The following is a 26,897-nucleotide window of genomic DNA, read 5'->3' as shown; positions in this document are numbered from 1 at the left end:
GGGGGCCCTCAACCAAAGGTCATGACCAGATGTCAACTTCTCCACCCGGACGACGGCACAGAGCGATACGCGGCGTCAGCGCCGCAGCCACACTGGCCGTCGTACTCACCGGCGCGGCGGTCCTGCCGGCCCACGCCGCAGTCACCGCCGCCCCGCACGCCGTCAGCCCGCCGGCCGACTCGCCACTCTCCCTGAGCCAGGCCCAGGTCAGGGCCGCGTCCAGCAACCAGGACGTCCTGGCGACCGCCGCGACCACCGACACCGAGACCCTGACCGCGCACCCGAACGGCACGTTCACCATCGCGCAGTCGCTCGCCCCGGTACGCAAGCGCGTGAACGGCACATGGGCCGACCTGGACCCGAACCTTCACAAGAACCCGGACGGCACCATCTCCCCTGCCGTCACGAGCAGCTCGCTGACCCTCTCGGGAGGTGGCAAGGGCCCGCTGGCGACCATGGCGGCACCGGGCGGCAAGCTGGCCGTGAGCCTGCCGGTGGACCTGCCGGCGCCCACGCTGAGCGGACCGACCGCCATGTACGCCAACGTTCTCGACGGTGTCGACCTCAAGGTCACGACGGACTCCCGGGGCACCTTCTCCGAGGTCCTGATCGTCAAGAACGCCAAGGCAGCGGCCAACCCCGCGCTGAAGCAGCTGCGGCTCGCCACCAAGACCGACGGCGTGACGCTGAGCGCCGACAAGGGCGGCAACATCACCGCCAAGGACCGGCTCGGCCGCGCGGTGTTCACCGCTCCGGCCCCGCAGATGTGGGACTCGGCCGCAGCCGGCGTCACCGCTCAGGCTCAGACGAAGACGGTCAAGGACCCGCGCACCGGACAGGCCGTCAATGCCCGGACCGGAAACTCCGTCAACTCCTCCGAGGCCGGTCCGGGCGAGAGCGCACACCTCGCACGCATCGCCACGAAGGTCGACGGCGGCGGGATCGACCTCACCCCGGACCCCTCCCTGCTGACCGGGCCGATCACCTCGTACCCGCTGTACATCGACCCGACGTTCTACGCGCCGTCGGCGTCCAGCTCCCGGCAGGGCTGGGCCTGGATCGGCAGCGCGTTCCCCAATCAGGCGTTTTACGACACCAGCGACCAGCTGAAGATGGGCGACAACACCTGGCAGGCGCCGTACTACGTCGCCCGCTCGTACATGCAGATCAGCGTGGACCCGAGCAGCTACGACTCGCAGGTGATCAGCTCACAGCTCAACTTCACCGGGGCCTGGTCGGCGGACTGCACGCAGACCAACACCGAACTGTGGCTCACGCCTGCGGGCTCGACCATCGGCAACGGCACCACCTGGAGCAACTCACCGCAGCCGCAGACGTACATCGCCAGCGACAACAAGGTGTTCTGGGGCACGAGCCTCCCGTGCGCACGGCAGGGCGTGGGCTTCGACATCACCGGCGTGATGGGCAACGCCGCCTCGCAGCACACCTCGAGCCTGCTGTTCGTCCTCAAGGCGCAGGACGAGTCGAACTCGGACAGCTGGAAGAGGTACGAGAACACCGTCTCGGTGTCGACGACCTACGACCACGCGCCGGACAGGTCCACCGGCCTGTACACCTCGCCGGCCACCTCCTGCGGCGGCGGCACCTACGCGGGTGACGGCGACGTCTGGCTCTACGCCGGCGTCTCGGACCGTGACGGCGGCACGCTCGGAGCCACCTTCCACGTCTGGAAGGACGGCACCGGCACGACCATCGTCCCGGACAGCGACCCGAACCAGCTCACCGCCCAGTCCGGTTCGACGCTCGCCTTCAAGCTACCCAAGTCCACGCTGGAGGCCATCGCGGGCAATCAGCTGCTGAAGATCGACTGGACCGTCACCACCACGGACTTCTACCTGTCCGGCCCGACGTCGACGACGTGCACGTTCACGTTCGACAACTCCCGGCCGGGCGCACCGACCGTGGCCCTCCCGGCCAACGGCAACAACCTCGGTACCGTCGGCACCGCCGTCAGCCTCGCGATCAGCCCGCAGTGCGGCAGCACCTGCCCGGCCGGATCGATCCCGAGCAGCTACCAGTACCAGCTCAACGGGGGTGCCCCGCTCACCGTCACCGCGAGCGCCACGGGCACCGCGTCGATCACCGTCACACCGACCCGGCGGACCAACCTGTTGAGCGTCGTCAGCATGTCGCCGAGCGGGAACATGGGGCAGCAGTCCTTCGGCGGTTACTTCAACTCGAAGGCCGCGGCACCCGCAGCCGACGGGGACCTGACCGGTGACGGCCAGCCCGACCTGCTCACCGTCGGCGGCAAGAACGGCCTGCCCTCCGGCCTCTGGCTCGGCCGGGGCCGTGGTGACGCAGCCGCCCGCGCTATCAGCGCCGCGAACAACATCGGGGCGTACGGCAACGGCTACAACGGCGACAACCTACCCTCCGACTTCGACGGAGCGCAGGCCGTGGTCGGCCACTTCACCGACAACAACTTCCAGGACGTACTGGCCTACTACCCGGCCACCGGCCGCGCTTCGATCCTGGAAGGCAGCGGCGACGGCTCGCCGATCCAGGCGCAGCTGAACGGTAACCAGATCAACGTCACGAAGGACACGCTCGCAGACATCAACGGCAACAAGCCGATCCAGCTGGCCGCAGCCGGCTCGGCCACGAACGGCCCGTCCAGCTACGCCGACCTGATCGGCACCAGTGGCAACACCGCCCAGGGCTTCACCCTGGACTTCTACCAGGCGCAGGGCACGGCGGCCAACTACGTCCCGATGGCCACCAACACCATCAACTCCCCTGACGGGAAGCCGGACTGGGACCAGTGGACGATCGCCACCTGCCAGCTCCCCACCGCTGCGGGCCCCAGGACCGCGATGTACCTGTGGAACCAGAGCTCCGGTGAACTCGACCTCTGGACGAACCTCAACCTCGACGCGACGGGCACTCTGAACTACACCTCGTTCCAGATGTCCACCAACTGGAGCAAGGACCCGTCCCTGAGCCTGCAGGCCGCCGACATCGACGGGAACGGCAATCCGGACCTCTGGACCGTCGGCTCCGGCGGCGCGGTCACGGCGTACCTGTCCCCGGTGGACCTGACCAAGTCCACCACGTTCGCCAAGGGCACCGACACGCTCGTCGCACCGACCCACGCCTGGGTCCTGAACAGCGGCACCAGCGGCGCGATCACCACCGCGACCGACACCGCCGGCGGCCAGCCGCTCGGCACGACGGTCACGACGGTCACGACCCCGCCGACCGGCCCGGTCTGGAACACCGGCGACATGTTCGACCCGGACGCCCGGTTCGACACCAAGGGCGCGCTGGTGTCCGCCGCCGGCCAGAGTGCGATCACGCCGACGGCCGACTTCAGCGTCTCGGCCTGGGTGAAGGCGGACACCCTCAGCACCGGCGGCGCCTCGGGGAGCGTCGTGCTCAGCCAGGACGGCTCCAAGGCGAGCAGCTTCGCCCTGTGGGCGGACTCGCAGGACAAGACCTGGCGTTTCCAGATGCCGCAGAGCGACACCGCGACTCCGGCGCAGGACGTCGTGACGTCCGGCAACACGCCCGCACAGGTCGGGGTCTGGACGCACCTCACGGCCACCTACCAGGTGTCCACGGGCCTGCAGACCCTTTACGTGAACGGCGTGCCGGTCGGCACGGGCACGCACGCGAAGGCCGCCTGGGCGACCAACGGCAGCTTCAGCGTGGGTTCGTACCTGTACAACGGCGGGCGCAGCCTGCTGTTCAACGGTCAGATCGCCAACGTCCAGACGTGGCAGCAGGCTCTGACCAGCAGTCAGGTCGGCGCTCTGGTCGACCTTCCGCCGTCACCGTCAGAGCTGCAGCTGACGACTCTGGACAGCACCGGGAACCTGGACCACACGGTCCGGGCCATCAACGGCACCTTCACGCCCTGGGACGCCGTCCCGGACATGGCGTACGTCCCCATGGGTACCAACTCCGCCACGCAGGCCGAGTACCAGGGGACCACGTACATCGCCAAGATGAGCAGCGCGCTGGAGTTCCAGGTGCGACCGTTCGGGTCGTCGACGTGGGGCTCGCCGACAGGGACGAGCGCACCGCTTCCGTCGACGGTCGGCAGCACCACGGTGTCCATCACCGCGGTCGACGCGTCCGCCATCGTCAACGGCGATTTCGACCTGATCGGCACCGGCAGTGACGGGCACCTGTACGAGGCGCTCCGCCACCCGAACGGCGTGTGGGTGAGCTGGAGCGATCTCACCGCGCAGATCAGTGCCGCCGGAATCGGTGGCAGCCTGGGCACCGTCCAGGAGGTGGCCGCAGCCACCACGACCGGCGGAGACCTGCAGGTCCTGGTGATCGCCGGGGGCAAGCTGTACCACGCGGTTCGCGGCGCGGCGGGCGGCACCTGGAGCGGCTGGGGCGACGTGTACGCCAATTCCAGCAACCCCGGCACGCCGAACCACGTGTCTGCCGCCGGTGTGGCGGGCGCTCTCCAGGTGATGGTGAGCACCAACAACGGCTCCGGCCTCTACCACTCGATTCGCGACACCACCGGGCACTGGGGGGCCTTCGGTGACGTGGAGGCGGCCACGGCTACCAACCCCGGCACGGTGGTCAGCATCGGCATGAGCTGTGTCGGCACCGGCGCGTCGAGCATGATGCAGGTCGCGATCGTCAACAGCGCGGGGACGATCTACCACACGATCCGCTACCCGAGCGCGTCCTGGGCGACCATGGGCAACGTCACGTCCTACGTCCAAGGCACCCTGTACGGCACCCCGAAGACGATCACCGTCGCCGGTGACTGATCTCCGTAGGTGAGCAAACGAGTGGGCCCCGGCAGCTGCCGGGGCCCACTCGTTTGTGGCGGTACGTCAGCCTCCGTACGTCAGATCTCCGTGCGGCGGAGCGCGAAGAGGATGTTGTTGCGCTTCGGCGGGACGCGGGTCTCGCAGACCACGGAGAGGCCGGGCAGGGCACGGCCGACGGTGGCGAGCAGCTGGTCGCGGTCGGCGAAGGCGACGTTCTTGTCGCCGGAGACGTAACGGTCGGAGGTGTAGGCCATCAGGTGGGCGAGGTCCTGGCGGCGCTCCCACTCCTTGACGATCAGGGTGCCACCCGGGGCGAGCATCGCCTCGGCGTCGTGCAGGAGGGCGTCGCGCTGGGCGGACGGGACGTGGTGGAGGACGTCCACGACCAGGACGAGGTCGAAGAGGGCGGGCTCTTCGGCGCGCAGGTCATGGGAGTAGACGGAGCGGAACTCGGCGCGGCTGCGGTCACCACGGAAGAGGCGGCCCGGCTCGGCCATGACGTCGATTCCGACGTACTCGGCGTCCGGAAGCGCGCCGACCAGCCGCTCGGCGACCGCGCCGTCGCCGCAGCCGATCTCCAGGATGCGCTTCGGCTGACTGAGGCTCAGCAGCGTGGTGGCCATGTCGTCGAGGTCGATGAACACCGAACGGTAGAGCTCGGCTGCCGGTATCTCGTACTTGCCAAGGCGACGGCGGACGGCGGTGGTGATTCCCATGCGATCTCTCCGAGACATTCGGCGTGCTCCTGACCGAGGAAGTCTCGCAGTCGGCGTACGGGAGATCTGCGGCGGGGGGTGGTGCGGCCGTCGCCCGGAAGGCTGAGCTGCTACGGCGCGTGATTGTCCAAGGTGGGCGTCCGGCGTGGCCAAGGGATGCACACGAGCGCCGGCTCGCCCCGATCGCTCAAGAGGCGCGTACCGCAGGAGCCTGCTGCGCTGCCGAGGTGTCGTCCGAGCGGGTGGCCGATGCGGCGCGACGGGTGAGGGCCCACAGCATGGCGAGCGCGGTGGTCGCGGTGCCGGCGGTGAAGGCGACGGTCACCCGGATCGCGATGCCTCCCGGGAGGAAGGTCGTCCCGCAGAGCACCGCTGTACCGACCAGCCAGCTGGCGAGCTGCGCACGGTGGCGGTGCTGCACGATCAGCCCCTGGCCGAGCACCTGGGCCAGGAGGTAGCAGAGCGTGCCGAGCGAGAGCCAGAGGAAGTCCACCCGGGTCAGGACGTCAGGCGCGGCGAACAGGAGGTGGATCAGCCACGGCCCGATGAGCACGGCCGGTACGCCGCCGCAGCACGAGAGCAGGGTCACCACCAGGCAGGCCTTGCGGAGCATCTGGCGAAAGCCCCCGTGGTCTCCGGCCGCCACCGCGCTGGCGAGCCCTGAGAGCAGTGAGGCCTGCAGGGCGGCGAAGACGAAGAGCGGTACGCGGGCCAGGACGAGCGCGTTGAGCAGGGCCGCGACCAGGGCCACTTCGGTGGGCGCCAACAGCTGCGTGCTCACCACCACGGCGTTGACCATCATCTGCGCCAACAGGGTGCTGCCGATCAACGGGCCGAATCCACGGACCAGGTCGGGCCAGCTGATCGGTGGGCCGGGCAGTGAGGCGCGCACGGTGGTGGGGAGGGTGACCGCAAAGGCGACCAGCGGGGCGATCACGAGGATCAGGCTGAACGCAAGCGCTGAGTGCAGTCCGGCGATGCCGCAGACGAGCGCCAGCAGTATCCGCAGGCCGCCGTCGATGGCCAGCTGGGCGCCGTACGCGTTGAAGCGGCCCAGACCCGCGAGCACACCTCGGGTCATGAAGGTGAGCGCCAGCCCGACGAAGGCTCCGCCGAGCGCCCAGACGAGCTGGAGATCCCCATGGAAGAAACGGTCCGCCAGCGGCCGGGCCAGCCCTGCCACCAGACCGAGCACGACCGCGAGGAACCCGCAGGTCAGCACAGCCGCGCGGCGAAGTACCGGAGCAGCCCCTTCGCCATGGACGGCTCGCGCCGCGACGATCCGCGTGAGCTCCTGCTCCAACGGGAAGAAGAGGCCCATCCCGATCGACATGACTATCGTCCACAGGACGGAGAGCCCCGCCATGTCCTTGGTCGAGAGACTGTGACCGGCCACTGCCAGGTGGACGTACGAGGCGGCGCCGAGCACCACCGTGCCGGCCGCGACGAGTTTGATACCTGGCGGCAGAGCTCTGCCGAGCTTGGTCATGGGGTTCATCGCGGGTCTTTCAGGTGGGCGGGGTTCGGTCAGCGGGTCGCGTGCCGGAGCATCGCGGAGAGGCCGGGGCGGCCCGCGTGGCGTACGGCGCCGGGGAGCAGGGTGAGGGCGTGCAGCCGGGAGGAGAGGTGCAGGCGGGCGACTCCGGCGGCCTGCGGCCAGCCGAACGCCTCCAGGCGGTCGGCGGTCTCCAGGAAGAAGCGTTTGGCCTCCTCGAAGCGGTCGCCGGTGAACGCCTTGGCCGAGGACTCGCTTCCGGCGTGCCTACGGTAGCTGAAGCAGATTTCGGGGGTGGTGGCCAGGGACTCCCCCGCGACGAGCAGGTCGATGACCAGGGCGAGGTCCTGGATCACGCCGAGGTCGGCCCGGAAGCCGAACCGCCGGACGGCCCCGGTGCGCCAGCAGATGGCGGGGAAGTAGAGCCAGTCGCCGCGCAGCAGGCTGACGGCGAGCGGCTCGCCGGTGTGCAGGGCCCGGGCGGCGCCCTTCGGTGCGTACAGCCTGCGCTTGGTGCGGTCGGCCAGGGTGTCGTACGGGCGGCCGTCGCCGCCGATCACCGCGACGCCGGGCTGGATCATCGCGGCCCCGGGTTCGCGGTCGGCGGCCTCCCGGACGACGGTGAGGTAGTCGCGGTGCATCAGGTCGTCACAGCCCATCAGGACGACGTACTCGTACTCGGCGAGGTCGAGGCAGCGGTTGAAGTTGCCGGTGACGCCGAGGTTCCGGTCGTTGCGGTAGTACCGGACCCGGGGGTCGTCGAGCGCGGCGAACCACTCGGGCACGCCGGGCTCGCGGCCGTCGTCGACGACGGTGAGCCGCCAGTCGTCGCCGTCCTGGGCGAGGACGCTGTGGACGGCGTCCTTCATCAGCCGGACCTCGCCGTAGTACGGCAGCATGATCTCGAAGCGGGACACCAGGGTCTCCTAGGCCTCGGCCTCGGCCACGTACTCGGCCGGGTACGGGTGACGTACCGGTCGGGCGGCGAAGGCGGTGTAGTAAGGGGAGCCGGGGGCCAGGTTCTTCAGCTCGCGGGGCATCCGGCGGATCATCGCGAGCAGCAGCACCAGGCCGGCCCGGACCAGGTAGATCATGGCCTTCGCCGGTGAGGCGCTCGGCCGACCGGTGGTGCGGACGCGTATGGCGACCGGGACCTGGCGGACGGTGAACCCGCAGCGGGCCGCGCCGACCAGGCTCTCCACGGTGTCGCCGAGGTACTCGACCGGGTACCAGCGGGCGAAGAACTCGATCAGCGGCCGGTTGCAGGCGCGGAAGCCGGAGGTGGTGTCGGTGAGCCGGGTGCCGGTGATCCAGGAGAGCACCAGCGAGAGCAGCCCCATCGCCCAGCGGCGCGGACCGCGCACCTGGTAGTCGCCCTCGCCGTCGAAGCGGGCGCCGATCACCAGATCGGCCTCACGGAGGCCCGCCAGCAGCGACGGGACGTACGCGGGGTCGTGCTGCCCGTCCGCGTCGACCTGGACGGCGACGTCGTAGCCGTTCTGCTGCGCGTAGCGGTAGCCGAGCCGCATCGCCCCGCCGACGCCGAGGTTGAACGGCAGCCGGGCGACGGCGGAGCCGGTCGCGGCGGCGACCTCGGCCGTCCGGTCGGTGGAGCCGTCGTCCACCACCAGGGTGTCCACGTACGGCAGTTGACGCTTGATCTCGCCGAGGACGGCGGGCAGGCCGTCGGCCTCGTTCCAGGCCGGGAGGATGATCAGGATGCGGCGGCCGTCGGGCGCGGGGTGGGCCGTGCGGTCGGTGACGCCGTCGGCCAGGCCGTCGCTCACGGGCCGGCCTCCCCTTCGTCGACCGGCGCCGCCGAAGGGGCGGGCGGGGTGCCGGGCGGGGTGCCCTGCTTCGCGAGCTGGGCCCGGATCAGCGCGACGTCCTCGGCGAGCGTCCGGGTCTCGGCCTCCAGCCGACTGGACTCCCAGCTGAGGTGGAGGCTGACCAGCAGGACCAGCACGAAGCCCACGAACAGCACCAGACTCGCCCCCGACGCCACGCCCAGCCTGCGGGCGGTGGAATCCAGCAGATCCGGGAAGAAACCGAGCGGAGCGATCACCACCCCTATGCTCAGCCAGATCGCCGCGTACTTCTCGCGGAGCTGCTGCCTGCGCAGCAGCTCCAGGATGTAGCCGAGCAGAACGATTCCGGTGATCGACGTCAGGATGGAGAGTTGCACTGACGGTGGCGCCTTCCGTGCGCGGGGCGGCCCTCGCGGAGGCCGTGGTGTGCCTGGTGTGCCGGTATGCCTGGTGCGACGCTGTCCGAGTTGTCTCTTCTGGGTGGGAATGCCGTGGTTCAACAGCGTAGAGCAGTCACCGGCCCGGACGGCTTACCGTTCCCTGCTCCCCTACTACGCGTCCTTCGGGGCGAGGGCGGTGAAGGCCGGGCGGCCGAGCGCCTCGGCGAGCGACTCGCGCCAGTCCGGCAGCGGGGGCAGTCCGGCGGTGGCCCAGCGGTCGTGGCCGAGGACGCTGTACGCGGGCCGGACGGCCGGGCGGACGAAGGCCGCCGAGTTGGTGGGGCGGATCCGCTCCGGGTCGAGACCGCTCAACTCGTAGGCAGCGCGGGCGAGTCCGTACCAGGTGGTCCGTCCGGAGGCGGTGCCGTGGTAGACCCCGGCGGGGGCCTCGGGGGCGCGGCCGAGGGCGACGAGCCGCTGCGCCAGTGCGTACGACCAGGTGGGCTGGCCCTGCTGGTCGTCGACCACGTCTAGGGTCTCGCGCTGGGCGGCGAGCTTCAGCATGGTGGCGACGAAGTTGCCGCCGTGCTCGCCGTAGAGCCAGGCGGTGCGGACGATGTAGCCGTGCTCGGGCAGCAGTTCGGCGACGGCGCGCTCGCCGGCCAGCTTGCTGCGGCCGTACGCGTTGACCGGGCCAGTGGCGGCGTCCTCCGGGTACGGGTGCCCGGCGTCGCCGGGCAGTACGTAGTCGGTGGAGACGTGCAGCAGGCGGGCGCCCGTCTCGGCGCAGGCGGCGGCGAGGTGACGGACGCCCGTGCCGTTGACGGCAGTGGCGGCCTCCTCGGCGGTCTCGGCGCCGTCGACGTCCGTCCAGGCCGCGCAGTTGACGACCACCGAATGCCCGGCGACGGCGGCGCGGACGGCCGCCGGGTCGGTGATGTCGAGGGCGGCACGGTCGAGCGCGGTGACCTGCTCCCCCGCGAGGACGGTCAGCAGGTCCCGCCCGAGCATGCCGCCCGAGCCGGTCACCAGCCAGCCCGGCGTCATGCCTGCGCCTGCGCCGTCTGGGCCTTGAGGCCGTCCTTGAGCGGTTCCCACCAGGCGCGGTTCTCCCGGTACCAGGCGACGGTCGCGGCCAGGCCGTCCGCGAAGGCGATCCGCGGCTCGTAGCCGAGCTCGGTGCGGATCTTGCTGATGTCGAGCGAGTACCGCAGGTCGTGGCCCTTGCGGTCGGTGACGTGCTCGACCCGCTCCCAGCCGGTGCCGGTGGCCTCCAGCAGCAGGCCGGTGAGCTCCTTGTTGGTGACCTCGGTGCCGCCGCCGATGTTGTAGACCTCACCGGCCCGGCCACCGCGCATCACCAGCTCGATGCCCCGGCAGTGGTCGGAGACGTGCAGCCAGTCGCGGATGTTGCCGCCGTCGCCGTACAGCGGCACGTTCCGGCCGTCGATCAGGTTGGTGGTGAAGAGCGGGATGACCTTCTCGGGGAACTGGTGGTGCCCGTAGTTGTTGGAGCAGCGGGTGACCACCACGTCCATGCCGTGCGTGCGGTGGTAGGCGAGCGCCAGCAGGTCGGAGGCCGCCTTCGAGGCGGAGTACGGGGAGTTGGGCGCGAGCGGCCACTCCTCCGTCCAGGAGCCTTCGGTGATCGAGCCGTACACCTCGTCGGTGGAGACGTGCACGAAGCGGCCGATCCCGTGCTTGCGGGCGGCGTCCAGCAGGACCTGGGTGCCGACCACGTTGGTCTGCACGAACGGCCCCGCGCCCTCGATCGACCGGTCCACGTGGGACTCGGCGGCGAAGTGCACCACCACGTCGTGACCGGGCATCAGGGCGTCGACGGTGTCCACGTCGCAGATGTCGCCACGGACGAAGGTGTAGCCGGGGTGGTCCGCCACCGGCGCGAGGTTGACCTCGACCCCCGAATAGGTGAGCTTGTCGAGGACGGTGATCCGGGCCGAGGCGTCTGCGCCCAGCAGCGAACGGACGAACTCCGAACCGATGAAGCCGGCACCGCCGGTCACAAGGATGTTCATAGTGCGCGAAGTGTACCGCCGTCGTACGCCTTTCCGGGGCGATCCGGCCACGGAGCGTCAGCGCTCGCATAGGGTGCTGCCATGCGAGGAATTCTGCTGGCCGGCGGCACCGGATCACGACTGTGGCCGCTGACCCGTGCGGTGTCGAAGCAACTGCTCCCGGTGTTCGACAAGCCGATGATCTACTACCCGCTGTCGACCCTGGTGATGGCCGGCATCAGCGAAATCCTGATCATCACCACGCCGGAGGACCAGTCCCAGTTCCAACGGCTGCTCGGCGACGGCTCCCAGCTCGGGCTCCGGCTGGAGTACGCCGTCCAGCAACGCCCGGAGGGGATCGCCCAGGCCTTCGTGCTGGGCGCCGAGTTCATCGGGGACGAACCGGTCGCGCTGATCCTCGGCGACAACATCTTCCACGGCAGCGGGCTCGGCACCCGGCTCGCCCAGCACTCCGGCGCGAAGGGCGGTCGGGTCTTCGCGTACCCGGTGGCGGACCCGACGGCGTACGGGGTGGTCGAGTTCGACGAGACCGGCCAGGTGATCTCCATCGAGGAGAAGCCGGCCAACCCGAAGTCCCGGTACGCGGTGCCCGGGCTGTACTTCTACGACAACCGGGTGGTGGAGATCGCCCGGGGTCTGCGGCCCAGCGCCCGGGGCGAGTTGGAGATCACCGCCGTCAACGAGGCGTACCTGCGCGAGGGCGAGTTGCACGTCACCAAGCTCGACCGGGGCACCGCCTGGCTGGACACCGGCACCTTCGTCTCGATGGTGCAGGCGTCGGAGTTCGTCCGGGTGATCGAGGAGCGCCAAGGCTTCAAGATCGGCTGCATCGAGGAGGCCGCCTGGCGGGCCGGCCTGATCGGCTCCGCCCAACTACGGGCACTGGCCGAGCCGTTGCTCAAGAGCGGGTACGGGCGGTACCTGCTGGACCTACTGGACGAGACCGGGCCCGCCTAGACCACCCGGCCCGCCGAGAGCACCCGGGCCACTGAGACCACCGAGACTACCGAGGAGAGAGACGCAGTGAAGTTCCGCGAGCTGGCGATCGAGGGCGCCTTCGAGATCACCCCGCAGCTGCACGGCGACCCGCGCGGCCTGTTCACCGAGTGGTACCGCTTCGACCGGCTGGCCGAGGTGGTCGGGCACCCGTTGCGGCTCGCCCAGGGCAACCTGTCCGTCTCGGCGCGCGGCGTCGTACGCGGCATCCACTTCGCCGACGTGCCGCCCGGCCAGGCGAAGTACGTGAGCTGCATCCGGGGCGCGGTGCTGGACGTGATCGTGGACCTGCGGGTCGGCTCCCCCACCTTCGGACGGTGGGAGGGCGTGCGACTGGACGATGTGGACCGGCGGGCGGTGTACATCCCCGAGGGCCTCGGGCACGGCTTCTGCGCACTGACCGACGACGCCACCCTGACGTACATCTGCTCGGAGACGTACAACCCGTCGGGCGAGCACGGGGTGCACCCGCTCGACCCGGACCTGGGCATCGAGTGGCCAGCCGACGTCCCGCAGCTCTCCGCCCGGGACGACGTGGCACCGTCGCTGGCGGAGGCCCTCGCGGGTGGGCTGCTGCCCTCGTACGAGGCGTGCAAGGCGTACGGGGCTTCGCTAAGCGTGTAGCGGCGGGGTTGGCCGGGGGCAGAGGACAGAGGACTAATAACAGGTGACGGCTGACAGATTTTGAAATCTGTCAGCCGTTTTCTGCCCCCGCCATCCGTTAGCCGCACACCACCACCAGCCACCCGTCACCCGTCAACGCGAAAAGGCCCGCCCTCCCCGTCCATACGGACGAAGAGAGCGGGCCTTCAGCTTGAGCCTGTCGCTACGACAGCTCAGGTCGGACCATCAAGAATTACTTGAGGATCTTGGTGACCTGGCCGGCGCCGACGGTGCGGCCACCCTCACGGATGGCGAACTTGAGGCCCTCCTCCATGGCGATCGGCTGGATCAGCACGACGTTCATGGCGGTGTTGTCGCCCGGCATGACCATCTCGGTGCCCTCGGGGAGGGTCACGACGCCGGTCACGTCCGTGGTACGGAAGTAGAACTGCGGGCGGTAGTTGTTGAAGAAGGGGGTGTGACGGCCACCCTCGTCCTTCGACAGGATGTAGGCCTGGGCCTCGAACTCGGTGTGCGGCGTGACCGAACCCGGCTTGATGATGACCTGGCCGCGCTCGACGTCCTCGCGCTTGATGCCACGGAGGAGCAGACCGACGTTCTCGCCCGCCTGGCCCTCGTCGAGCAGCTTGCGGAACATCTCGATGCCGGTGACCGTGGTGGTGGTCTTGGTCTGCTTGATGCCGATGATGTCGACAGTCTCGTTGACCTTGAGGACACCACGCTCGATACGACCGGTGACGACGGTGCCACGACCGGTGATCGTGAAGACGTCCTCGACCGGCATCAGGAACGGCTGGTCGGTGGCGCGCGGGGGGGTCGGGATGAACTCGTCCACCGCGGTCATGAGGCCGAGAAGCTTCTCGCCCCACTCCTTGTCGCCCTCGAGCGCCTTCAGCGCCGAGACGCGGACGACCGGAAGGTCGTCGCCCGGGAAGTCGTACTCGGAGAGCAGCTCGCGGACCTCGAGCTCGACGAGCTCCAGGATCTCCTCGTCGTCCACCATGTCGGACTTGTTCAGAGCCACGACGATGGAGGGGACGCCGACCTGGCGGGCCAGGAGCACGTGCTCCTTGGTCTGCGGCATCGGGCCGTCGGTGGCGGCGACGACGAGAATCGCACCGTCCATCTGGGCCGCACCGGTGATCATGTTCTTGATGTAGTCCGCGTGACCCGGGCAGTCGACGTGGGCGTAGTGACGCGCCTCGGTCTGGTACTCGACGTGCGCGATCGAGATGGTGATACCGCGCTGACGCTCCTCCGGTGCCTTGTCGATCTGGTCGAACGGCGTGAAGGGGTTGATGTCGGGGTACGCGTCGTGCAGCACCTTGGTGATGGCCGCGGTAAGGGTCGTCTTACCGTGGTCAATGTGACCGATGGTGCCGATGTTGACGTGGGGCTTCGTCCGCTCGAACTTCGCCTTCGCCACTGCAGTCCTCCTGAGGACAGTTCTGTACGCCGTGCTGACGTCAGTTGGTCTTTGATCGGGTTGGGTACGGGGTGCGCGTTCGCACTCCATGCCGTCCCGCGGGTGGGGCGGAGGAGTCCCGGGGGGATCTGGGTAGATCCCCCCGGTTCGCCTCCTAATAGCCTAAGGGTTCCGAAACGTCCCGATATGCGGGAGCCCGGACCTTGGCAAGGAACCAGCCGAGGCCAGTTCCTTACTCGCCCTTGGCCTTGGCGATGATGTCGTCCGCCACGTTCCGCGGAACCTCGGCGTACGAGTCGAACTGCATCGAGTAGCTCGCGCGACCAGAGGTCTTGCTGCGCAGGTCACCGACGTAGCCGAACATCTCGGAGAGCGGCACCAGCGCCTTGACGACGCGAGCACCGTGACGCTCCTCCATGGCCTGGATCTGGCCACGGCGGGAGTTGATGTCGCCGATCACATCGCCCATGTAGTCCTCGGGCGTGGTGACCTCGACGGCCATCATCGGCTCGAGCAGAGCCGGGGACGCCTTGCGAGCGCCCTCCTTGAAGGCCATCGATCCGGCGATCTTGAACGCCAGCTCGGAGGAGTCGACGTCGTGCGCCGCACCGTCGAGCAGCGTCACGCGGACACCCTGAAGGGCGTAGCCCGCGAGGACACCGAACTCCATGGCCTCCTGGCAACCGGCGTCGACCGACGGGATGTACTCGCGCGGAACGCGGCCACCGGTGACCTTGTTCACGAACTCGTAGCCCTCGCCGGACTCCAGCGGCTCGATCGCGATCTGGATCTTCGCGAACTGGCCGGAACCACCGGTCTGCTTCTTGTGCGTGTAGTCGATACGCTCGACGGCCTTGCGGATCGTCTCGCGGTACGCGACCTGCGGCTTGCCGACGTTGGCCTCGACCTTGAACTCACGCTTCATACGGTCGACCAGCACCTCGAGGTGCAGCTCGCCCATACCCGCGATGATGGTCTGGCCGGTCTCCTCGTCCGTGTTGACCTGGAAGGAGGGGTCCTCCTCCGCGAGGCGCTGAATAGCGACGCCCAGCTTCTCCTGGTCGGACTTGGTCTTCGGCTCGATCGCGACGCGGATGACCGGGGCCGGGAAGTCCATGGACTCCAGGATGACCGGGTGCTTGTCGTCGGACAGGGTCTCGCCGGTGGTGGTCTGCTTGAGACCCATGACGGCGACGATGTCGCCGGCGCCCACCGAGTCGATCTCCTCACGCTTGTTCGCGTGCATGCGGTAGATCTTGCCGATGCGCTCCTTCTTGCCCTTCACCGAGTTGAGGACGGCGGTGCCGGCCTCAAGACGCCCGGAGTAGACGCGAACGAAGGTGAGCTTGCCCAGGTGCGGGTCGGACATGATCTTGAACGCAAGTGCCGACAGCGGCTCCTCGTCGGAGGCCTGACGGGTGATCTCCACCGACTCGTCGCCGGGCTTGTGGCCCTTGATGCCCTCGATGTCGAGCGGCGACGGCAGGTACTTGACGACCGCGTCGAGCAGGGGCTGAACGCCCTTGTTCTTGAACGCGGTGCCACAGAAGATCGGGGTGAACGCAGAGGACAGGGTGCCGCGGCGAATACCCGCGACCAGCTGCTCCTCGGTGGGCTCGGTGCCCTCGAGGAACATCTCCATGAGCTCGTCGTCGCCCTCAGCGGCCGTCTCCAGCAGCTGCGCGCGGTACATCTCCGCCTGGTCGACCAGGTCGGCCGGGATGTCGACGACGTCGTACATCTCGCCCTTGAGCGCCTCGGCGGACCAGACCAGTGCCTTCATGCGGACCAGGTCCACAACGCCGGCGAAGTCGCCCTCGGCACCGATCGGGAGCTGCATCACCAGCGGGGTGGCGCCGAGGCGGTCCACGATGGTGTCGACGCAGAAGAAGAAGTTCGCGCCCGTGCGGTCCAGCTTGTTGATGAAGCAGATGCGCGGAACGCTGTAGCGGTCAGCCTGCCGCCACACGGTCTCGGACTGGGGCTCGACACCGGCGACGCCGTCGAACACCGTCACCGCACCGTCGAGCACGCGGAGCGAACGCTCCACCTCGACGGTGAAGTCGACGTGACCCGGGGTGTCGATGATGTTGATGGTGTTCTCGACATCGTCGAGGGTCCAGTGACAGGTCGTCGCGGCCGACGTGATCGTGATGCCGCGCTCCTGCTCCTGCTCCATCCAGTCCATGGTGGCAGCGCCATCGTGGACCTCACCGATCTTGTACGAGACACCGGTGTAGAACAGGATCCGCTCGGTGGTGGTGGTCTTGCCCGCGTCGATGTGCGCCATGATCCCGATGTTGCGGACCCTGGCAAGGTCAAGGGAGGTTGCAGCCATGGTGGCTCGTTCTCTCTCTGTCTAAGGTGACGGGGTTCGGACTACCAGCGGTAGTGCGCGAAGGCCTTGTTGGACTCGGCCATCTTGTGGGTGTCCTCGCGACGCTTCACGGAAGCACCGAGGCCGTTGCTGGCGTCGAGGATCTCGTTGAGCAGACGCTCGGTCATGGTCTTCTCGCGACGGGCGCGGGAGTAGCCGACCAGCCAGCGCAGCGCCAGGGTGTTGGCGCGGCCCGGACGGACCTCGACCGGCACCTGGTAGGTGGCGCCACCGACGCGGCGGGACTTCACCTCAAGGGTGGGCTTGACGTTCTCAAGCGCGCGCTTGAGGGCGACCACGGGGTCGGCGCCGGTCTTCTCACGGACGCCCTCGAGGGCGCCGTAGACGATCCGCTCGGCAGTGGAACGCTTGCCGTGGAGCAGAATCTTGTTGACCAGCGAGGTCACGAGCGGCGAGCCGTAGACCGGGTCGATGATGACCGGGCGCTTCGGGGCAGGACCCTTACGAGGCATTCTTACTTCTCCTTCTTGGCGCCGTAGCGGCTACGAGCCTGCTTGCGGTTCTTGACACCCTGGGTGTCGAGCGAGCCGCGGATGATCTTGTAGCGGACACCAGGAAGGTCCTTCACACGGCCACCGCGCACCAGCACGATGGAGTGCTCCTGCAGGTTGTGGCCCTCACCCGGAATGTAGGCGGTGACCTCGATCCCGCTGGTGAGGCGCACACGGGCGACCTTACGGAGAGCCGAGTTCGGCTTCTTCGGGGTGGTCGTGTACACACGCGTGCAAACACCGCGGCGCTGGGGCGAACCCTTGAGCGCGGGCGTCTTGTTCTTCTCGACCTTGTCCTGCCGGCCCTTTCGGACCAGCTGCTGGATCGTAGGCACCGTTTCTCCGTTTTCTGTGTGCCAAGGCTGCGTAAAACTAACCTGCGGTGACCCCAACCCTCCGACCCACGCGGTCGGGTGTGTTGAGCCTCTTCCGTTCTGCGGCGCCGACCGTGAGGCCTGCTCGCGCAGTGGGAGGAATCGCGGAATCCCATGATGCTGATGTGCAGCGACGGCACTCGCGCGCGCGGGGCGCTTTGAGACGCTCCGGTTTGGCGCGGCGGCCGGTGTGCATGCACGCACAAGGACCCGGGGACACCCCAGGCACAAGGTCAGAGCGTACCTAGCGCATCGAGCGCGGTCAAAACAAATGCAACGCCGCAGCTCAACACCGGCGGGGCCGGGACACCCGGACGGCCGAACAGCCTGCTGCCGTCTTACCACAGATGGCGGCGGACGGCAGCAGCGAGGGCCCGATTCGACGCCCGGACGTCCCCGCCACGGGAGACCGGCGCTGATGAGGTACTCCGGGACCCCCCGAGCACTTCGGGGAAGTTCACCCGTCCGGCCCAAACACGCCGGTCCTGCCGCCCTTGATCACCACGGTCGCCCGGCCGGTGAGAGGCTGGCTGCCGCACGTACGCCCGCCGGCCCACCCGACTCGTTCCCGTGCTCGTCCCATCAGTCAGCAGCCAGTAGTCAGCAGGAGACCCCCGCTATGCAGGCCACCCCGCAGGGCACCACCCCGCCGTCCACCCAACCGCCCACCGCCGTGAGCATCCACAACCTGTGGAAGCGCTTCGGGCAGCAGGCCGCTGTGGCGGGCCTCACCCTCGACCTCCCGGCCGGCTCGTTCATCGGGCTGGTCGGGCCGAACGGCGCCGGCAAGACGACCACGCTCTCGATGGTCACCGGGCTGCTCCGGCCGGACCACGGCACCGTGCTGATCCACGGCGCGGACGTCTGGTCGGACCCGGTCGCGGTCAAGGCCAGGATCGGGATCCTGCCCGAGGGCCTGCGGATGTTCGAGCGCCTGAGCGGGCGCGAACTGCTCCAGTACAACGGGCGGTTGCGCGGCCTGCCGGGCGCCGAGGTGGACCGCAGGGCCGAGGAGCTGCTGACCGTCCTCGACCTGCTCGGCGCCGCCGACAAGCTGGTCGCGGACTACTCCACCGGGATGCGCAAGAAGATCGGCCTGGCCGCCGCCCTGCTGCACAACCCCGACGTGCTCTTCCTGGACGAGCCCTTCGAGGGCGTCGACCCGGTCTCCGCCCAGACCATCCGGGGCGTCCTCAAGCGCTACGCGGCAGCCGGCTCCACCGTGGTCTTCTCCAGCCACGTGATGGAACTCGTGGAGCAGCTCTGCGACTGGGTGGCGGTGATAAACGCCGGCCAGGTGATCGCCCAGGGCCCGCTGGACGCGGTCCGGGGCGAGCGCTCGCTGCACACCGTCTTCCTGGAGCTGGTCGGCGTCCGGGAGGACGACGGCCAGGCCCTCGGCTGGCTCGGCAGCTCCCGGGCCGACAGCACGCAAGCAGGCACCGCGCAGGCCGGTTCGCAGACCAGCTCACAGACCAGCTCGCAGGGCGGCGACCGATGACCGTCGCCGTTCCCGAGGACCGGGCGGTCGTCCGGGCCCTCGTCGCGCTGAAGATCCGGCTGCTGGCCAACGGCCTGCGGCAGAGCACCGAGCGCCGGGTCGTCTATCTCCTCGGTTCCGTGCTGGGCCTGGTGTTCACCGGCGCGGTGGCCCTGGCGCTCACGCTGCTGCACGGCCGTACGGGCGCGGCCGACGCCGCCGTGATGCTGGTCACCGGCACCACCGTCGGCTGGGCCGCACTGCCGCTCTTCCTCTTCGGCAGCGACGAGAGCGCCGACCCGACCAGGCTCACCATGCTGCCGCTGCGCCCCGGTGCGATGCTGCGCGGCACGCTGCTGGCCGCCCTGATCGGGCCCGGACCGGTGCTGTCGCTGGTGCTGCTCGGTGGCGCCGCCGTGGCCGCGTCCGGTGGCGTGGCCTCGGTGCCGTTCGCCGTGCTCGGCGTGCCGCTGGCCGCGATCACCCTGGTCACGCTCTCCCGGTCGGTGGCGGCGGGGAACGCCCGGCTGCTCTCCAGTCGGCGCGGCAAGGACTTCGCGATCTTCGGCGGTCTGCTCTTCGCCGTGCTGATCCAGGTCGGCAACCTGGCCTCGCAGAGTGTCTTCAGGCAGCACGGCGGGCATCTCGACCTCTCCCCGCTGAAGCCGTTCGCCTCGGTGCTGCGCTGGATCCCGCCGGTCAGCGCGGTCGACGCCGCCCGCAGCGCCGGGGACGGCGCGTACGGCGTGGCGGTGCTGCAGCTCGGGCTGACGGCCGCCCTGCTGGTGCTGCTGATGCGCTGGTGGCGCCGCAGCCTGGAGCAGCTGATGGTGACTGTGGACTCCTCCACCCTGATCGACACCAAGGGTGTCGGCCGGTCCCGGGCCGCCGCCTTCCTCCCCGAGGGCCGGGTCGGCGCGGTGATGCAGCGGCATCTGCGGTACGCGTGGCGTGAGCCGCGCGCCAAGGCGGCGGTGTTCACCAGCCTCGGGATGACGGTGGTCTTCTGTGTGCTCTCGGTGGTCCAGGGCTGGGCCTCGGTCTACGTGGTGGCACTGGCCGGGCTGATGCTCGGGCTGCAGATGGTCAACCTGTTCGGGATGGACGGCTCCGCGTTCTGGATGGTCAGCGCCACCCTGTCCACACCCGCGCACGCCCGCGAGGAGCTGCGCGGACGGGCGTTCGCGGTGCTCTCGTACGCAGTGCCGAGTGCGCTGGTGCTGGCGCTCGGGCTGAGTGCCGCCACCGGGCTGTGGGGCCAGTTGGCACCCGCGCTCGGCCTGACCTTCGCCGCGCTGGGCGCGGGGGTGGGCCTGGGCTCGCTGCTCAGCGTGCTCGTGCCGTACGCGATGCCCGCCGACGGCAATCCGATGCGCAATGCCGCTCCCGGGCAGAGCGGTGTGGTGCTGCTCAACAGTTTCGGCTCGTTGCTGGGCGTCGTACTGCTGACCCTGCCGGTCGGCGGCGTGCTCGCCTGGCTGCTGCTCGCGGCCGGCCCGGCCTGGCTGCTGCTGGCGATCGGCCCGCTGTACGGCGCCGCGCTCGCCGCGCTGGGCATCCGGCTGGCCGCCACCCGGCTGCTGGACCGGCTCCCGGAGATCCTCGCCACGGCGGTCGAACGCTGACGGCTGCGATCGAGTGCCGACGGCTCCGGCATCATGGGAGGGGGTTCCGGACCATCCGGGGCCATCCGGACGAAGGCAGAGACACACCGTGAGCAAGCGCAAGGGCGAGCGGGGTCCTGTCATGGGCGACCCGGCGACGGACGAGCTGGTCGAGCAGGCCGTGTACCAGGTGATCGGGGCACCGGCGGACCGGCTGGACCCGGCGCTGGACGCGTCGGCCTCGATACTGGCCGCCTCGGCGGACCGCTGGCCGGCGGTGAGCCTGGCCCTGATCGCGTTCGCCGAGAAGTCCGTCGGGCGGACCTGGGCGAACGGGTGGCGGCCCGCCGATCTGGTGCGGGTGGTGCGGCGCGGGCTCGGGCCGGTCCAGCTCGCGCTGGCGGTGGACCTGATCGCGGCCGAGGGCCGCCGGCACCCCGCCGTCACGCTCGACCGGCGCTGGCAGGAGCAGCTGCGCGAGCTGTCGGCCGAGGTCTGGTGGGGGACGGACGAGGAGTTCCTCGCGGAGTTCGCGACCAGGCACCGGCTGGACCGGTTCGCGCTGGCCACCGCCGCGCTGGAGCTGCTGCGGGTCTGGGGCCACCTGCCGACGATCACCCCCGTCGGCCCGGCGCCGGGTGCAACGCCGCTGCGGCCGAGCCGGCCGACCGGCCCGGTGACGGGTGAGCCGAGGATGCTGTCGCGGATCCGGGCACTGCTGGCCAAGGCCGAGTCCACCGAGTTCCCCGAAGAGGCCGAGGCGCTGACCGCCAAGGCGCAGCAGCTGATGACGCAGCACAGCATCGACGAAGCGCTGCTGGCGGTGGGCCAGCCGTCCAAGGACACGCCCGCCGCCCTGCGGATCGGGGTGGACAACCCGTACGAGGGCCCGAAGACCATGCTGCTGGACGCCGTCGCGGCGGCGAACCGCTGCCGGGCGGTCTGGGCGAAGGAGTTCGGCTTCTGCACCATCGTCGGTTTCGACGCCGCCCTGGACGGCGTCGAGCTGCTCTACACGTCGCTGCTGGTGCAGGCGACCTCCGCGATGCACCGGGCGGGCAGCCGCCAGCACCTCGGCGGGGCGTCCCGGACGAAGGCCTTCCGGCAGTCCTTCCTGGTCGCGTACGCCGCCCGGATCCGCGAGCGGCTGACGGTGGCGACCGAGCAGACCACCAGCGACGCGGCCGCCGGTAAGCACCTGCGCGAGGACGGTACGGCGGAGCAGCTGGTGCCGGACGAGCGGCTGCTGCCCGCGTTGGCGGCACGTGAGGAGGCGGTGGACCGGACGGTGGGTCAGATGTTCCCGAAGCTGACCGCCCAGCGGGTCCGGGTCAGCGACGGTGAGGGCTGGGCGGCCGGCCGCGACGCCGCCGACCGGGCCAACCTGCACGGCCGGGCCGGGGCCATCCGGGCCTGAGAGCCTCGCACCCCTATTGTGGTCACCCGGTTGTCCGAAGGGGGATCTTGCACGTGGTGGAGTATGCGGAGCGGGTGCGTGGTGCGTTGCTGGGCGGATCGCTCGGGGACGCGCTGGGCTGGCCGATCGAGTTCGACCAGCTGGAGCAGATCCGGCAGCGGTTCGGTCCTGACGGGCTGACGGATCTGCGGGCGGCCGGCCGGGGCGGGCAGGTCACGGACGACACCCAGATGACGCTGTTCACGGCGGAGGGGCTGATCCGGGGCCGGGCCGACGGCGCCCAGGTCCCGGTGGCCATGCACCAGGCATACCAGCGCTGGCTGCTGACGCAGAACCAGCAGGGGCCGGAGGCCGTACCGCCGACTCCGCCGAACGACGGCTGGCTGCTGCGGCAACCGTTCCTGTACGCATCGCGGGCCCCCGGGAACGCGTGCACGAGCGGGATCGCACACCACCGGACGTACCGGCGGCCGGCGCCGTTCGGACAGGACGGGCCGATCAACCCGAACTCCAAGGGCTGCGGGACGGTGATGCGTTCGGCGCCGTTCGGGCTGGCCCGGCTCGGGGTGGAGTGGTCCTTCTGGCTGTCCGCGCAGTGCTCGCAGCTGACCCACGGGCACCCGACGGGGTATCTGGCGGCGGGCGCGTTCTCGGCACTGATCGAGCGCGTGACGGCCGGGGTGCCGCTGTCGCAGGCGGTGACGGAGACGATCGAGCAGGTCGCGGCGTACCCGAGCAGCGAGGAGACGGTGGAGGCGCTGCGGCGCGCCGTCCGGGTCGCGGCGGAGGGCGTGCCGTCGGCCGAGGCCGTGGAGCGGGTGGGACTCGGCTGGATCGCCGAGGAGTGCCTCGCGATCGCCGTCTACTGCGCGCTGGCCGGGCGGAGCGCGGCGCAGGCGCTGGTCCTCTCGGTGAACCACTCGGGCGACAGCGACTCCACGGGCGCGGTCTGCGGCAACCTGGTCGGCGCGCTGTACGGCGAGGCCGCGCTGCCCGCCGAGTGGCTGGCGGTGGTGGAGGGGCGCGAGGTCGTGACGCAGGTGGCCGACGACCTGGTGGCCGCGTTCGGCGGGAACGCGGCGTCGTTGGGTGACCGCTACCCGGCCTGATCCGCCGGGTCGCTGTCGGGCCCGGGTGCAGGGGCGCCCATAATGCGAAGCATGGAACGCAACGCCGCCCGCACCCGGGCCGTCCGAGTGATCGCCGTACCGGCGGTCGCGCTGCTCGCGCTGCTGACCGGCTGCTCCTCGGGCGCCACTTCGGCGCCGACCGCCGCACCGAGCCCCGGCGCACTGGGATCGCTCTCCGTCCAGGGTCCGCGCTCACACCTGGAGCTGAGCGGCGGCGTCCTGCGGAGGAACCCGTCCGGTACGGCCGAGCTGGCGGTGACCGTCCGCAACGCCGGCAGCGTCCCCGAGCACCTCTCGCTGGTCAGCACCCCGGACAACGGCCGCGCGACGCTCCAGGGCAGCAAGGACAACACCCTCTCCACGGCGGGCGTCCTGATCCGCCCCGGCGAGACCGCCACCTTCGGCGGCGACCAGGGCCCGACGATCGCCTTCCCCGCCCACCCCGGGGCAGCCTCACCGAGCAGCACGGCCGACGCCATCCTGATCTTCAGCGTCACGGGCCTGGTCCACCTCCAGGTGGCCGTCACCGGCTGACCGAAAACCCTGCCCCGGCCATCGGTCGGCACCGAGCAGAAACCGGTCGACCGCACTGTCGAGGTGTGATCGACTGTGCGACGGCCTGCAGGCGGGACAGCGTCAGGTCCGGCCCTGAGCCCTGCTCAATGGTCGATCTTTCGACGGCCGTGGAGAGGGCTCATGTCCGCTGAAGAACCGAACATACCGGACGCCGACACACAGGCTCCGGCCCCGGCGTCAGATTCGGACCGGACCGACCCGCCCACGGAACGGCCCGAGCAGTCGGCGGCGTTCAAGTCCTTCGTCCTCGGCCAGGTCGAGAGCGATCCGGACGCGCGGCCCGGGTGGAGCCGTCTGGCGATCGCCTCGCTGGTCCCCGGAGTCGTCGGATTCCTCTGGCCGGTGGGTCTCGTGCTGGCCGTCGTGGCGCTGGTACGGATCCGGCGGACCAGGCAGGACGGCCGCTGGGCCGCGGTGACGGGCCTGGTCCTGTGCGCCATATGGGCGATCTTCGGAACGTCCCTGCTCTGGAAGGGAACCTCCGACGGCGAGCACATCCGGACCATCAGCGGGTACGACCTGAAGGTCGGCGACTGCTTCGGCCCCGAACCGGCCGGGGTGTCCCTGGGCCGGGAGGTGGCGACGGTCCCGTGCTCGCAACTCCACCACGGCGAGGTGTTCGCCTTGGCGGACATGGGCGACGCGGTCTATGGCAGCACGGCCGACCGGGCGGACGGAGCGGCCAAGGCCTGTGCCGCGACGGCGGCCGGCTACCTGCCACCGGACCGGACGGTCCCGGTCTCGGCGCGGATCGACTACCTCATGCCGCTGGGCAACAATGTGGTGCTGCGGCCGCACCGGACAGTGATCTGCGCCTTCGTGGACCCCGACACCGGTTGGACGGGCAGCCTGCGCGAAGGCACCACCTCCGCACCCGCCCCCACGCCCTGAGCCCGGTCCGGCCGTCCCTGCCACTCCAGCCGGGCGCAGTACGCGACCTCACGGGCCGGTACGCCTAGGTCCGGTCCCAGAGCGCACCGAAGGTGAGCAGCTCGTCGCGGTGCTCGATCCGTCGTACCCAGTCCTGCGGCCAGGCCGCCGCGCCGTGGTGCGCGCCGGCGAAGGCGCCGGTGAGGGAGGCGATCGAATCGGAGTCGCCCGAGGAGTACGCCGCCCGGCGGACTGCCGCGACCGGGTCATCCGGGAACAGCAGGAAGCAGAGCAGGCCGGTGGCGAACGCCTCCTCGGCGATCCAGCCCTCACCGGTGACCTGACACGGGTCCGCCTCCGGCTCGGGCCTGGCGAGGGCGGCGTCCAGCCGGTCGAGTACGAAGAGGCAGTCGTCCCAGCCGCGCGCGATGAACTCCGCCGCCGAGCTGTCCTGCGCGTGCGCGGCGAGGTCGCCGAGCCAGAACTCGTCGTACCGGGTGCGCGAGTCGTCGGCGTACGCCCGCAGCAGGGCGGGCAGTTCGCGCGGCTCGGCGCCCCGAACCAGCAGGCGGACAGTGTGCGCGGTGAGGTCGCTCGCCGCCAGCGCGGTGGGGTGGCCGTGGGTGAGCGCGGACTGCAGCTGCGCCGCGCCCGAGAGTTGATGATTCGTCAGATCGGACAGCAGGCCGATCGGGGCGACCCGCATGTTGGCGCCGCAGCCCTTGGAGCCGACGTCGCTCGCCTGCTGCCAGCGCAGCTCGGGCTTGCTCAGCCGCCAGCAGGACTTGAGGCAGGTCTGGCCGGGGGCGCGGTTGTTGTCGGGAGAGCGGTACCAGTCGACGAACTCCTCGCGCACCGGCCGCTCCAGGCTCAACGGTGTCAGCGGGCCGCGCTCCAGCGCGGTGCGCAGGCCGCGCGCGAGGGCCAACGTCATCTGGGTGTCGTCCGTCACCAGCACGGGTTCGGGCAGTGGGAGTTCGCGCCAGTCGGGGCAGTAGGACGCGATGTCCTCGATCTCCTCGAACTCGGTGCGGTGGCCGAGGGCGTCGCCGATCGCGAGGCCCAGCATCGTGCCCGTCGCGGACTTGCGCACGGTCCCCCCCCTACAGTTCGACGATCAGTTGTTCCAGCCCTCGGATCACGTACCCCGGGCGCCAGTTCGGCTCGCGGGCCGGCCGCAGGCCGGGGGCCCGGCGCAGCAGTGCTCCGTACGACTCGGTCAGCTCCATTCTGGCGAGTGGAGCGCCGAGACAGAAATGGATTCCGGCGCCGAAGGTGATGTGCGGGTTGTCGGTGCGGGCGAGATCGAGCTGGTCAGGGGTGGTGAAGCGGGCCGGGTCGCGGTTGGCGGAGCCGAAGAGCAGCGCGACCTCGGAGCCGCGCGGGATGGTCACCCCGGCCACCTCGATGTCGTCCAGGACCCAGCGTTCGAACATCTGCAGCGGGGTGTCGTACCGCATCAGTTCCTCGACGGCGGTCGGCAGCAGTTCGTCCACCGAGCCGCGCAGCAGGGCGAGTTGGCCGGGGTTGCGGAAGAGGGCCCACCAGCCGTTGCCGGTGGTGTTGACCGTCGCCTCGTGGCCGGCGTTGAGCAGCAGTACGCAGGTGGAGACCATCTCCTGCTCGGTCAGCGCGTCCGATCCCTCGGCCGCCGCCACCAGCGCGCTGATCAGGTCGTCGCCGGGGTTCGTCCGCCGTTCGCGGATCAGGCCGCGCAGGTAGTCGGAGAACTCGACGCTCGCCGTCACCGCCCGGCGGGCGGTCTCGGCGGAGGGGTTGAGCTCGAACATCCCGGTGATCTCCGCCGACCAGGGCCGGAGCAGCCCCCGGTCCGCCTCCGGGACGCCCAGCATCTCGGCAATCACCGCGACCGGCAGCGGCTCGGCGACGGCGGCGATCAGATCGCCGCCACCGTCCGCGAGCAGCCCGTCGACCAGCTCACCGGCGAGCCGGGTGACGGTCGGGCGGAGCGACTCGACCATGCGCGGGGTGAACGCCTTCGACACCAGGCGGCGGATCCGGGTGTGGTCGGGCGCCTCCAGGTCGAGCAGCCCGTGGTCGTTGAGGGTGTGGAACGGCTCGTACGCGGGGTCGGGCTCGGGCCGCCCGAACTCCTCGTGGGTGTAGCGGTGGGTGTAGGTCCGGCCGAGCCGGCGGTCCCGCAGCAGCGCGCTGACGTCCTCGTACCGCGAGACCAGCCACTGCCCGGTCGGCTCGTACCGGCTGACGGGCGCGTGTTCACGCAGCGCCGCGTACGCCTCGTACGGATGCGCGACGAACGCCGCCGACCAGGGGTCGAACACACTGCCCACG

At 70.2% G+C, this 26,897-nt stretch carries 22 protein-coding genes; 9 read left to right on the top strand and 13 right to left on the bottom strand.

The window, feature by feature from the left end:
• Nucleotides 1–29: 29 nt before the first annotated feature.
• The gene (locus P3T29_RS20345) at nt 30–4,760 is read left to right on the top strand and encodes a LamG-like jellyroll fold domain-containing protein (RefSeq protein WP_280717951.1); all 4,731 of its coding nucleotides are present in this window, start codon (nt 30–32) and stop codon (nt 4,758–4,760) included.
• An 80-nt stretch (nt 4,761–4,840) separates the two neighbouring features.
• Here the strand turns inward: P3T29_RS20345 and P3T29_RS20340 are convergent, their stop codons facing one another.
• From P3T29_RS20340 to rfbB, 7 genes are all read right to left on the bottom strand, one after another.
• Nucleotides 4,841–5,479 (bottom strand): class I SAM-dependent methyltransferase, encoded by a 639-nt coding sequence (locus P3T29_RS20340; protein ID WP_280717950.1) that lies wholly within the window; start codon nt 5,477–5,479, stop codon nt 4,841–4,843.
• Nucleotides 5,480–5,666: 187 nt separating this feature from the next.
• Nucleotides 5,667–6,977: a hypothetical protein gene (locus tag P3T29_RS20335; RefSeq protein WP_280717949.1), complete on the bottom strand. Its 1,311-nt coding sequence runs from the start codon at nt 6,975–6,977 to the stop codon at nt 5,667–5,669.
• Nucleotides 6,978–7,006: 29 nt separating this feature from the next.
• Complete coding sequence (locus P3T29_RS20330; protein ID WP_280717948.1) at nt 7,007–7,891, bottom strand: glycosyltransferase; 885 nt, start codon at nt 7,889–7,891, stop codon at nt 7,007–7,009.
• 9 nt (nt 7,892–7,900) lie between these two features.
• Complete coding sequence (locus tag P3T29_RS20325) at nt 7,901–8,761, bottom strand: glycosyltransferase family 2 protein (RefSeq protein WP_280717947.1); 861 nt, start codon at nt 8,759–8,761, stop codon at nt 7,901–7,903.
• Complete coding sequence (locus P3T29_RS20320) at nt 8,758–9,159, bottom strand: DUF2304 domain-containing protein (RefSeq protein ID WP_280717946.1); 402 nt, start codon at nt 9,157–9,159, stop codon at nt 8,758–8,760. The genes P3T29_RS20325 and P3T29_RS20320 overlap by 4 nt, the downstream gene beginning before the upstream one ends.
• A 174-nt stretch (nt 9,160–9,333) precedes the next feature.
• Nucleotides 9,334–10,209, bottom strand: coding sequence for a dTDP-4-dehydrorhamnose reductase (gene rfbD, locus P3T29_RS20315; RefSeq protein ID WP_280717945.1), 876 nt, complete (start codon nt 10,207–10,209; stop codon nt 9,334–9,336).
• Nucleotides 10,206–11,198, bottom strand: coding sequence for a dTDP-glucose 4,6-dehydratase (gene rfbB / locus P3T29_RS20310; protein WP_280717944.1), 993 nt, complete (start codon nt 11,196–11,198; stop codon nt 10,206–10,208). The genes rfbD and rfbB overlap by 4 nt, the downstream gene beginning before the upstream one ends.
• Before the next feature lie 81 nt (nt 11,199–11,279).
• Between rfbB and rfbA the strand changes: the two genes are divergently transcribed.
• The gene (gene rfbA / locus P3T29_RS20305; RefSeq protein WP_280717943.1) at nt 11,280–12,155 is read left to right on the top strand and encodes a glucose-1-phosphate thymidylyltransferase RfbA; all 876 of its coding nucleotides are present in this window, start codon (nt 11,280–11,282) and stop codon (nt 12,153–12,155) included.
• A 66-nt stretch (nt 12,156–12,221) separates the two neighbouring features.
• Nucleotides 12,222–12,818: a dTDP-4-dehydrorhamnose 3,5-epimerase gene (gene rfbC / locus P3T29_RS20300; protein ID WP_280717942.1), complete on the top strand. Its 597-nt coding sequence runs from the start codon at nt 12,222–12,224 to the stop codon at nt 12,816–12,818.
• Nucleotides 12,819–13,050: 232 nt separating this feature from the next.
• Here the strand turns inward: rfbC and tuf are convergent, their stop codons facing one another.
• The 4 genes from tuf to rpsL all read right to left on the bottom strand — a co-directional run bounded on the left by tuf (nt 13,051) and on the right by rpsL (nt 17,468).
• Entirely contained in the window at nt 13,051–14,244 is a 1,194-nt protein-coding gene (gene tuf, locus P3T29_RS20295) for an elongation factor Tu (RefSeq protein WP_280717941.1), read from the bottom strand.
• Between the two features lie 232 nt (nt 14,245–14,476).
• The gene (gene fusA / locus P3T29_RS20290; RefSeq protein WP_280717940.1) at nt 14,477–16,582 is read right to left on the bottom strand and encodes an elongation factor G; all 2,106 of its coding nucleotides are present in this window, start codon (nt 16,580–16,582) and stop codon (nt 14,477–14,479) included.
• A gap of 41 nt (nt 16,583–16,623) precedes the next feature.
• On the bottom strand, nt 16,624–17,094 hold the full coding sequence (gene rpsG, locus P3T29_RS20285; RefSeq protein ID WP_030457432.1) for a 30S ribosomal protein S7: 471 nt from the start codon (nt 17,092–17,094) through the stop codon (nt 16,624–16,626).
• Nucleotides 17,095–17,096: 2 nt separating this feature from the next.
• On the bottom strand, nt 17,097–17,468 hold the full coding sequence (gene rpsL, locus P3T29_RS20280) for a 30S ribosomal protein S12 (protein WP_014144289.1): 372 nt from the start codon (nt 17,466–17,468) through the stop codon (nt 17,097–17,099).
• Nucleotides 17,469–18,126: 658 nt separating this feature from the next.
• Here rpsL and P3T29_RS20275 point away from each other — a divergent pair.
• The 6 genes from P3T29_RS20275 to P3T29_RS20250 all read left to right on the top strand — a co-directional run bounded on the left by P3T29_RS20275 (nt 18,127) and on the right by P3T29_RS20250 (nt 24,605).
• A complete protein-coding gene (locus P3T29_RS20275; RefSeq protein WP_280717939.1) occupies nt 18,127–19,008 on the top strand; it encodes an ABC transporter ATP-binding protein in 882 nt (293 codons plus the stop codon).
• Nucleotides 19,005–20,612 (top strand): transporter, encoded by a 1,608-nt coding sequence (locus P3T29_RS20270; RefSeq protein ID WP_280717938.1) that lies wholly within the window; start codon nt 19,005–19,007, stop codon nt 20,610–20,612. Before P3T29_RS20275 ends, P3T29_RS20270 begins: the two co-directional genes overlap by 4 nt.
• A gap of 88 nt (nt 20,613–20,700) precedes the next feature.
• Nucleotides 20,701–22,008, top strand: coding sequence for a DUF2786 domain-containing protein (locus P3T29_RS20265; RefSeq protein WP_280717937.1), 1,308 nt, complete (start codon nt 20,701–20,703; stop codon nt 22,006–22,008).
• A gap of 53 nt (nt 22,009–22,061) precedes the next feature.
• A complete protein-coding gene (locus tag P3T29_RS20260; protein ID WP_280717936.1) occupies nt 22,062–23,117 on the top strand; it encodes an ADP-ribosylglycohydrolase family protein in 1,056 nt (351 codons plus the stop codon).
• A gap of 51 nt (nt 23,118–23,168) precedes the next feature.
• Nucleotides 23,169–23,672 carry a hypothetical protein gene (locus P3T29_RS20255; RefSeq protein WP_280717935.1) on the top strand — a complete coding sequence of 168 codons (504 nt, stop codon included), beginning with the start codon at nt 23,169–23,171 and terminating at the stop codon, nt 23,670–23,672.
• Nucleotides 23,673–23,834: 162 nt separating this feature from the next.
• Nucleotides 23,835–24,605, top strand: a complete 771-nt coding sequence (locus P3T29_RS20250) for a DUF4190 domain-containing protein (protein WP_280717934.1) — start codon at nt 23,835–23,837, stop codon at nt 24,603–24,605.
• 64 nt (nt 24,606–24,669) lie between these two features.
• On the opposite strand, the gene P3T29_RS20245 is transcribed toward P3T29_RS20250, so the two are convergent.
• On the bottom strand, nt 24,670–25,653 hold the full coding sequence (locus P3T29_RS20245; protein ID WP_280717965.1) for an ADP-ribosylglycohydrolase family protein: 984 nt from the start codon (nt 25,651–25,653) through the stop codon (nt 24,670–24,672).
• Between the two features lie 34 nt (nt 25,654–25,687).
• The gene (locus tag P3T29_RS20240; RefSeq protein ID WP_280717932.1) at nt 25,688–26,896 is read right to left on the bottom strand and encodes a cytochrome P450; all 1,209 of its coding nucleotides are present in this window, start codon (nt 26,894–26,896) and stop codon (nt 25,688–25,690) included.
• Between the last annotated feature and the right edge of the window lies 1 nt (nt 26,897).

The sequence above is a fragment of the Kitasatospora sp. MAP5-34 genome (genome assembly GCF_029894335.1).
In the GTDB taxonomy this organism is placed as follows: domain Bacteria; phylum Actinomycetota; class Actinomycetes; order Streptomycetales; family Streptomycetaceae; genus Kitasatospora.
Note: the sequence above shows the minus strand (reverse complement) of the source record. Positions and strands in the feature narration are given on the sequence as shown.

Bases quoted from the DNA above. Each gene is read 5' to 3' on its own strand.
- P3T29_RS20345 (WP_280717951.1), top strand. From the start codon at position 30: ATGTCAACTTCTCCACCCGGACGACGGCACAGAGCGATACGCGGCGTC.
- P3T29_RS20340 (WP_280717950.1), bottom strand. From the start codon at position 5,479: ATGGGAATCACCACCGCCGTCCGCCGTCGCCTTGGCAAGTACGAGATA.
- P3T29_RS20335 (WP_280717949.1), bottom strand. From the start codon at position 6,977: ATGAACCCCATGACCAAGCTCGGCAGAGCTCTGCCGCCAGGTATCAAA.
- rfbD (WP_280717945.1), bottom strand. From the start codon at position 10,209: ATGACGCCGGGCTGGCTGGTGACCGGCTCGGGCGGCATGCTCGGGCGG.
- rfbB (WP_280717944.1), bottom strand. From the start codon at position 11,198: ATGAACATCCTTGTGACCGGCGGTGCCGGCTTCATCGGTTCGGAGTTC.
- rfbA (WP_280717943.1), top strand. From the start codon at position 11,280: ATGCGAGGAATTCTGCTGGCCGGCGGCACCGGATCACGACTGTGGCCG.
- fusA (WP_280717940.1), bottom strand. From the start codon at position 16,582: ATGGCTGCAACCTCCCTTGACCTTGCCAGGGTCCGCAACATCGGGATC.
- rpsG (WP_030457432.1), bottom strand. From the start codon at position 17,094: ATGCCTCGTAAGGGTCCTGCCCCGAAGCGCCCGGTCATCATCGACCCG.
- P3T29_RS20275 (WP_280717939.1), top strand. From the start codon at position 18,127: ATGCAGGCCACCCCGCAGGGCACCACCCCGCCGTCCACCCAACCGCCC.
- P3T29_RS20270 (WP_280717938.1), top strand. From the start codon at position 19,005: ATGACCGTCGCCGTTCCCGAGGACCGGGCGGTCGTCCGGGCCCTCGTC.
- P3T29_RS20255 (WP_280717935.1), top strand. From the start codon at position 23,169: ATGGAACGCAACGCCGCCCGCACCCGGGCCGTCCGAGTGATCGCCGTA.
- P3T29_RS20250 (WP_280717934.1), top strand. From the start codon at position 23,835: ATGTCCGCTGAAGAACCGAACATACCGGACGCCGACACACAGGCTCCG.
- P3T29_RS20245 (WP_280717965.1), bottom strand. From the start codon at position 25,653: ATGCTGGGCCTCGCGATCGGCGACGCCCTCGGCCACCGCACCGAGTTC.